The organism is Streptomyces sp. NPDC029526 (assembly GCF_040637405.1).
In the GTDB taxonomy this organism is placed as follows: Bacteria; Actinomycetota; Actinomycetes; order Streptomycetales; family Streptomycetaceae; genus Streptomyces.
Map to the genome: position 1 here is coordinate 1 of NZ_JBEZWE010000044.1, position 7271 is coordinate 7271.

Annotated in this window: 7 protein-coding genes and 1 pseudogene; 6 read left to right on the plus strand and 2 right to left on the minus strand. The window is 68.6% G+C overall.

Annotated elements, in window-relative coordinates:
- The first annotated feature begins 115 nt into the window (after window positions 1-115).
- The 6 genes from AB0F01_RS31280 to AB0F01_RS31305 all read left to right on the plus strand — a co-directional run bounded on the left by AB0F01_RS31280 (window position 116) and on the right by AB0F01_RS31305 (window position 5357).
- Window positions 116-241, plus strand: a complete 126-nt coding sequence (locus AB0F01_RS31280) for a hypothetical protein (RefSeq protein ID WP_362102737.1) — start codon at window positions 116-118, stop codon at window positions 239-241.
- Window positions 231-953 (plus strand): CBS domain-containing protein, encoded by a 723-nt coding sequence (locus tag AB0F01_RS31285; RefSeq protein WP_362102740.1) that lies wholly within the window; start codon window positions 231-233, stop codon window positions 951-953. Before AB0F01_RS31280 ends, AB0F01_RS31285 begins: the two co-directional genes overlap by 11 nt.
- Window positions 954-969: 16 nt before the next feature.
- Complete coding sequence (locus AB0F01_RS31290; protein WP_362102743.1) at window positions 970-1467, plus strand: flavodoxin domain-containing protein; 498 nt, start codon at window positions 970-972, stop codon at window positions 1465-1467.
- A gap of 271 nt (window positions 1468-1738) precedes the next feature.
- A complete protein-coding gene (locus AB0F01_RS31295) occupies window positions 1739-2179 on the plus strand; it encodes a pyridoxamine 5'-phosphate oxidase family protein (protein WP_362102746.1) in 441 nt (146 codons plus the stop codon).
- Between the two features lie 667 nt (window positions 2180-2846).
- Window positions 2847-3851, plus strand: a complete 1005-nt coding sequence (locus AB0F01_RS31300; protein ID WP_362102749.1) for a nitroreductase family protein — start codon at window positions 2847-2849, stop codon at window positions 3849-3851.
- A 513-nt stretch (window positions 3852-4364) separates the two neighbouring features.
- Window positions 4365-5357 (plus strand): nitroreductase, encoded by a 993-nt coding sequence (locus AB0F01_RS31305; RefSeq protein ID WP_362102752.1) that lies wholly within the window; start codon window positions 4365-4367, stop codon window positions 5355-5357.
- 492 nt (window positions 5358-5849) lie between these two features.
- Here AB0F01_RS31305 and AB0F01_RS31310 read toward each other — a convergent pair whose 3' ends face one another.
- Both AB0F01_RS31310 and AB0F01_RS31315 read right to left on the minus strand, forming a co-directional pair.
- Entirely contained in the window at window positions 5850-6833 is a 984-nt protein-coding gene (locus tag AB0F01_RS31310; RefSeq protein ID WP_362102755.1) for a phosphotransferase, read from the minus strand.
- Between the two features lie 152 nt (window positions 6834-6985).
- A pseudogene (locus AB0F01_RS31315) lies at window positions 6986-7180 on the minus strand (IS110 family transposase); the annotation flags it as partial.
- Window positions 7181-7271 lie beyond the last annotated feature (91 nt).

Here is a 7271-nt window from a genome sequence, read left to right on the forward strand (position 1 = left end):
ACCCGCCGAATACGAGACCAACTACTACCGGGCAACCACGAAGCCCCAGGTCACAGTCATAACCTAGAGTCTCGATCGAACCCGGAACGGTTCAGGACGCTTGAGGTGTCAGGAGATGTGGAGGAACTCCGGCGGCGAGGACGGCGTCACCGTGCTCGTCACGCGGATCCGCCTGGTGCCGTACGGCTCCGGGATCCATGTCCACGCCGACTCCGTCGAGGAGGAAAGACATGAAGCGTAACAAGGTCGGCTCCGTGATGACCACGGATGTCGTCCGCGTCGACTACGGCACCCCGTTCAAGGAGGTCGCGAGGCTGCTCGCGGCCCACCGGATCAGCGGACTGCCAGTGGTCGACGAGGAAGACCGGGTCATCGGCGTCCTTTCGCAATCGGACCTGATCACACGTCAGGCCGCCACCCCGGGACCGCACCGCCGCTTCTCCTTCCCCGGTCTGACGCGCGGTGCCCGACGCCAGGCGGCGAAGGCGAACGCCCGCACCGCCGGCCGGCTCATGACCGAGCCGCCCGTCACCGCCCACGCCGACGACACCGTCGTCGAGGCCGCCCGCACCATGGCCCGGCACCAGGTGGAACGACTGCCGATACTCGACGAGGAGGACCGGCTGGTCGGCATCGTCACCCGCCGCGACCTGCTCCAGGTCTTCCTGCGCCCCGACAGGGAGATCCGCGACGAGGTGATCGAGGAGGTACTGACGCGCACCTTGTGGCTGGCACCCGGCAGTATCGACGTGTCCGTGGTCGAGGGCGTTGTCGCGCTCTCCGGCCACATGGAACGCAAGAGCGAGAGGGAGATCGCCCTGTCGATGACCCGCCGGATCGACGGCGTGGTGGGGGTGGTCGACAAACTCACCTACCGACTGGACGACGCGCACCTGCGCATCCAGGAACCGGCGCTGCACGGCGTGGCCGACGACTGGCTGCGCCGACTGTGAGAGGAGGCGCATCCCCATGACCGGCACCGTGTTGGTCACCTACGGAACCACGAACGGATCCACGGCGCGGATCGCCCGGAGCATCGCCGACGTCCTGCACAGGGCAGGACTGACGGTCGAGGTCCTTCCGGCCCGGTCCGTCCTGGACGTGACGTCGTACGACGCCGTGGTGGCCGGTGGCGGACTGTACGCCGGTCGCTGGCAGAAGCACGCCCGCCGATTCCTCCGCCGGCACAGCCACGACCTGGCCGACCGCCCACTGTGGCTGTTCAGCAGCGGCCCCCTCGACGCCTCGGCCTCGGAACGGGACATCCCGCCCGTACCCGGCGTGAAGAAGGCCATGATCCGGCTTGACGCCAGGGAACACGTCACGTTCGGAGGCTGCCTGGAGAAGGGGGCGAAGGGACGGGTCGCACGGATGATCCTCCGCGACGGAAAAGGCGGGGACTTCCGCGACTTCACCGCGGTCGGAGCATGGGCGGCACACATCGCCGACGAGCTGACGCACACATAAGTGCGTGGCGCTGCCAGAACCTTGGAAACCGTGAGGTGGAGAGCGTGCTCATCCTGGCTTCGCTGATTTCCGGCACTCCGAAGCCATGCCGGCTCAGCGGCTTGCGCCGGCACCTCCCCGGAGGGCCGGGCCCCATGGGGGACCGATCGCGGTGTGACACGGGTCGTTTTCCGGCAGGACAGGGACCGATGGCCCGCTCCCTCCTTGCCCCACGCGGCTCAGGCTGGACGGGACTCGACACCGCAGTACCCGGCGAAGGACAGGTTGGCTGATGTACCCCAACGACGGTTTCCGCGAACTCGGGCGGCAGGAGTCGCTGCGGCTGATGGCCAAGATGTCCGTCGGCCGTATCGTCTTCACACGCCGGGCCCTGCCCGCAGTGCTGCCGGTCAACTTCAGCCTCGACGATGATGACGCGGTCCTGCTGCGCACCTCCGCGACGTCGGATCTGGTCCGCGCGATCGACGGCGCGGTGGTCGCCTTCGAGACGGATGACGTCGACGAGGCCCGGCACTCCGGCTGGAGCGTTGTCGTGACCGGTTCGGCCACGGTGGTGACCGACCCCGCCGAACACGAACGCCTGACCCGCACCGGCCCGATCTCCTGGGTGCCCGCGCCACAGGAGGTTTTCGTCCGCATCGAGCCGGAACTGGTCACCGGACGTAAACTCATCGGCGGACGCACCCTGTACGGAGTGAACCTCACCGCTTGAACGTCTCGTCTCCCCTTCCGGGGGCCTTTTTCGTCCGGCCGGGCCGGTTCTGGCATCGGCCGTCGAACAGTCCACGAGCGGCGTCCCCCGGTCTGCCGGTGTTGACCAGGGCCGTGGAGGACGGCGCCGTGCGGGCGCCGGCGCGGGAGAGCGAGGAGGCGCCCCTTACTGGCCCACGCCTCGCTGGCGGGCACGCGCGAGGCCGGCGTCGTGGTCTTCGGCAGGCGGCAGCACGCGGGCCGGACCGGTCCACCGGTCTGCTCTGTCGGGTGCCCGACGGACCGGGATGGTGGGGAGACACAGGACCGCACACATCTCCGGCACTCCCAGTCTCGCTGCGCACCGCAGCCGCACGTCGGCGCATAAGGGATGCCCGGCTGCGCCACCACGACTGGACCCGGGCCCACGCCACCGACCCGTCATAGGTCGCCGGCCGTTCCTGGGGCAGCCGACCGGGTCCGGACGGAGAAGGCCCTTCGGCCCGCCATCTCGGTCCTCGCCAGTAAGGGACCGTTCAGCCCTGTCGGCCTGGTGCGCCACTGATCGGGACCGTCGGCTTGTCGGCTCGGGCCGGTCGGCCCATGTGCGTCCGGGCGTGCGGCAGTGGCAGCCTGGAGGTGCACGGGCCCGGACACGGGCTTGCCCAGGGGCCTGGGGGAGCCTCGGAGTGGAGGACACGGTGTCGACGAAACCGCTTACCAGGGAGACGGCGACTGCCCTGGTCCACGACGCCACAGCTGCACCGTCCCTGCACAATGCGCAGCCGTGGCGGTTCCGCTGCTGCCTCGGCAGCCGAACCCTTTATGTGCGCTCGGATCCTCAGCGTGCCGTACCGCACACCGACCCCCACGGTCGTGCCCTCCACCTCGGCTGCGGCGCCGCGCTGCTGAACCTGCGCGTCGCGGCCGTGCACGGCGGGTGGCATCCGGGAACGCGGCTGCTGCCGGAGCCTTGGGACACCGAGCTGCTCGCCTCCGTACAGCTGGCCTTCCTCGAGAGCGGAGAGGGAGCCCTCGACGCTCTGTATCCGGCCATCCGGACTCGGCACACGAGCCGGTACCCGTTCGAGGAGACGGAGATCCCCGATGCCGTACGGGCTGCACTGACGGACGCTGCACGCGACGAAGGTGCCTCGCTGGCCTTCCCCACCGGACGGCACCTGCAGGAGGTGCTGGAGCTGGCACGAGAGGCTGAAGTCCGCAGCCTCACCGATCACGGCATCGGCGAAGAGCTGCAGCGATGGACCCACGGAGGTGTCCCGTTCTCGGACACGGCCGCCGCAGGAGTACCGGAATACGCTTTCGGTCCGCGCAAGCTCAGCGGGAAGGCGCCGATGCGCGACTTCTCCGGTGGCCGACCGGTGCCAGGCCGTGCGGCTGCCGAGTTCGAGCACCGACCTCACCTGGCCCTGCTCAGCACTGCCCGAGACCGCCCCGAGGACTGGGTGAGTGCCGGCCAGGCGATGGAGCGCGTCCTCTTGCTGGCTACCCTGAAGGGCCTGTCCAGTTCCTTCGTCACCCAAGCCGTGGCGTGGCCCGACCTGCGCCGGGCGCTGCGTAATCCGGCGACGGGCACCGGGCATGTGCAGGTAATACTGCGCATCGGATACGGACCGCCAGGCCCCGCGACGCCGCGTAGCCCCATGCTGGATGTACTCGACATCGAGCCCTGACCAGTCATTCCTCGACCGACATCAGGTCATGCTGAGGAGCCGTGGGACTCGGCTCATGCAGGCAGGTCCCGCCCCGGACCGCGTCGCCCCGCGGCGGATGCGCCCGTCGAGGGCCGGGCCGGCACCGTGGGCTGTCACCTGGCGTGGCGCCGTGCCGCCGGGGACGGAGGAGCCCTTCACGGTGGCCGATCTCGACACCGCGCCTCCTTCGATGATCACTGCGGGACCCTGTGCACGAGGGGAGGGGACCCGGACAAGGGCCGATAACAGCTTTGCGTGGCGCGGTCACGTCCCGGAGTGTCTCTGGCGCGGAGATGCCGTCGGCATACGCACCTGTGGCGGCGCCCGTAAATCCGTGAGACGCCCGGGCCCTCGGGCAGACACTGGAGTGTGGCTTGTCGGGCGCGGCCGATCGCCGTCGTGACCGTGGTGCCGGCACGTCCACCGCTTGGCTCATCGGGGCACACGTCGATGCAGACCCGCGGCGCTTCCGCGGCGAGTGAGGAGAACACGATGACTTCGCGACAGCTTGATGAGAAGACCGTGAGAGGGCTGGTGGCGGAGGCCGCGGCGGCGCCGTCCATGCACAACGCGCAGCCATGGCGTTTCCGCTTCCTGACCGGCGAGCGTGTTCTGTTGCTGCGTGCCGATCCTGAACGGGCCATGCCCCGGTCCGATCCCGACAACCGTGCCCTGCACATCGGCTGTGGAGCAGCACTGTTCAATCTGCGCGTCGCCACCGCGCATGCGGGCCTTCTCCCGGATGTCCGGCTGTTGCCCGACCCGCAGGACCCACTACTGCTCGCTGCCGTTCATCTGGCTGACGAGGTGGGGCGCCTGCGGGACGAGGAGCTGGCGCGGTTGAACCCGGCAATCCGCCGACGGCACACCAGCCGCCATCCCTTCGCCGAGAAGGACATCCCCGAGAACGTGCGGACCACCCTGCAGGACGCCGCTGAGCGGGAGGGGGCAGTCCTTCTCTTCCCCGGACCCTGGCACTCCGAGACCGTGCTCGACCTGATCCATGACGCCGAGAGCCGAGACACTCTCCACCCGGAGACGAGCGAGGACCTGGTCCGCTGGACGCGGCTCGGGCTGGAGGCGGACACGGCCGTCGACGGCGTTCCCGAGTTCGCTTTCGGGCCGCGCAAGCGGGACGGCAAGGCTCCCGTGCGGGACTTCGCCGGGCGCCGGCGTGTCGCGGACCGCGGAACCACCACGTTCGAGCACAACCCGCATCTGGCCCTTCTGAGCACCCCTGGTGATGGGCCGGCCGACTGGTTGAGCGCAGGGCAGGCGCTGGAGCGTGTCCTGCTGGAGGCGACGCTGGCCGATCTGGCCACTTCCCTGACGTCGCACACGCTGGAGGACCGGGCATCGCGCCTGCTGACCCGCGACCCTGTGGCGGGCGCGGGCCAGGTGCAGATGGTGCTGCGCCTCGGGTATGGCCCGAGTGGGCCGGCCACACCGCGTCGCCCGGTACGGGACGTTCTGGAGATTGTGTGATCGAACTGCTCCGGCTGCGCGCCGGTGCTCTAGGTCGAGTGCGACAGAATTGGGAACCACAGGGCTCCTGTGCCGGTGGGTTGAGACTTCGAACACCTCCCCCCACGGCACAGGGACCTTGTGTGTTGCGGCCGTCACCTCGACCTCACCGGCGTCCCCCGACCAGTGCCACGCTGAAAACGCTCACTGGCCGAAGGCGTACCCGATCTGAGGCAGGGCTGCCCGTACCCGCCTCCCCACACCCGCAAGACCATCGGACGACGGAAGAAGCGATGGGTGCCACCGGATTACGGACTGCGCGAACTTCGCCACCTAGACATCTCAGGGGGCGAACAAGTCAAGCGGCGCCTCGGTAATCGGCTTGCGGACCATGAGGCGAACCCGTTGCACCCTTACGATCTCGGCTCGCCTGGAAGACGGGTGGTTCGAATGTCCCGAACAACAGCCTGCATGACGGGGTTGTTCTCTTGGTCGCAGGCCACCGATCCGGCTTCAGGCGTAGCGTGCGAAAAGCGCCTGGAGGTATCCCTCCAGCCGCCTGGTCAGCAAGGTGGGGGTCAGATTGGCACGGCCCAATTCGCGCCATGGGACGGCGACCTTCTCCGCGTCAGGAGCGAAGGCCAAGGCGTCCAGCAGACGCCAGTAGAGATGAGAAGCGTGATCTTCAGCCAGCGTCCCTCCCGCCGCAACGTAGAGGTCGGCGAACTGCATGCCCGTGGAAACCCCGTGCAGCAGGGCGAGGGCTGTCGAGCAATGGGCCACGTCCAGGTCGGCCGGTCCCCACGAGGTCTCCACCCAGTCGACGACGCCGCTGATCCGCAATCCGTCGCCGTCGCCGGTGAAGAGGACATTGCCGGGATGGAAGTCCCGGTGCAGGAAGCAGGCCCGGTAGTCCGGGGGCTCGCGGCGGATCACGTCCACGGCCCGTTGCCACAGCTCAGGCCGCTCGGTGTCTTCCGGCGGGTTCACCCGCTCGGGAGAGGTCCACGCCTGATAGGTGCGAGGCCGTGCCTCTGCGGTCACTGGCAGCCGGTGGATGCGCAGCAACTGGCGGGCCAGCAGTTCGGCACGCCGGTCGGCGCCCTCATCACCCAGACGCACGGTCCCAGGCAGCAGGGACATCAGCAAGGACGGATGGTCGCAGTACTGTGCTGTCGGGTCCACCGCCACCAGCCTGGCCGCGGGCACATCCGTGCTGCCGAGCAGGCGCAGAATGGCTGCCTCGCGGGCCAGCAGGCCCTCCGCGTGGCGAACGTAGAAGGGCTTGACGAAAGACCGCAGGACCAGCGACCGTCGACCGCCCGGCCCGCAGATGTCCAGACGGCGCATTTCCGACGTCCAGCCGCCACGCAACCTCGAAACGTCCTCGATGCGTTCTGCCTCGGTGAGCCCCTTCTCCACCCAGGCACGCGTTGCACCCCAGCCCTGGTCCTCAAGATTGTTACCGGTGTGCTCGGTTCCCTCGCCCGCAACCATGGGGGCAGGCTACTCACTTATCCGACAGATGCCTTGGTCGCCCCACCTCCAACTCTTGGCAATTACTGCGTAGTTGCGCCGATATGACTCCCACGCTGAGACTCAGAGCCAGCTGAGTGGGTGTACTGACGAGCCCGTGGCCAACTTCCAGATCACGCAGCTGTTTGCTGTAGCGGGGCGAAGGCGCGCTGTTCGTCGAACGGCTGCCGGGTTTGGAGACAGTGGTGGAGCTGGCCGAGGAAGCGGTTGAGCAGGTGGCGTTGGGCGGCGTTGTGCCAGTCTCCGTGTTCGCGCCGGCGCCGGTAGTGGGCGTTCGCTCCTGGTGAGGCGGTGAGGGATGAGAATGAACCGTTCCGGGTTCGGTAGGGACTCGATCGTTTGAGAGGATCGAGTCATGGCACGTCCTTCCCCCTACCCGCTTGAGCTGCGCCGTCGTGC

Bases quoted from the DNA above. Each gene is read 5' to 3' on its own strand.
- AB0F01_RS31310 (WP_362102755.1), bottom strand. From the start codon at position 6,833: ATGGTTGCGGGCGAGGGAACCGAGCACACCGGTAACAATCTTGAGGAC.
- AB0F01_RS31305 (WP_362102752.1), top strand. From the start codon at position 4,365: ATGACTTCGCGACAGCTTGATGAGAAGACCGTGAGAGGGCTGGTGGCG.
- AB0F01_RS31295 (WP_362102746.1), top strand. From the start codon at position 1,739: ATGTACCCCAACGACGGTTTCCGCGAACTCGGGCGGCAGGAGTCGCTG.
- AB0F01_RS31290 (WP_362102743.1), top strand. From the start codon at position 970: ATGACCGGCACCGTGTTGGTCACCTACGGAACCACGAACGGATCCACG.
- AB0F01_RS31280 (WP_362102737.1), top strand. From the start codon at position 116: ATGTGGAGGAACTCCGGCGGCGAGGACGGCGTCACCGTGCTCGTCACG.
- AB0F01_RS31285 (WP_362102740.1), top strand. From the start codon at position 231: ATGAAGCGTAACAAGGTCGGCTCCGTGATGACCACGGATGTCGTCCGC.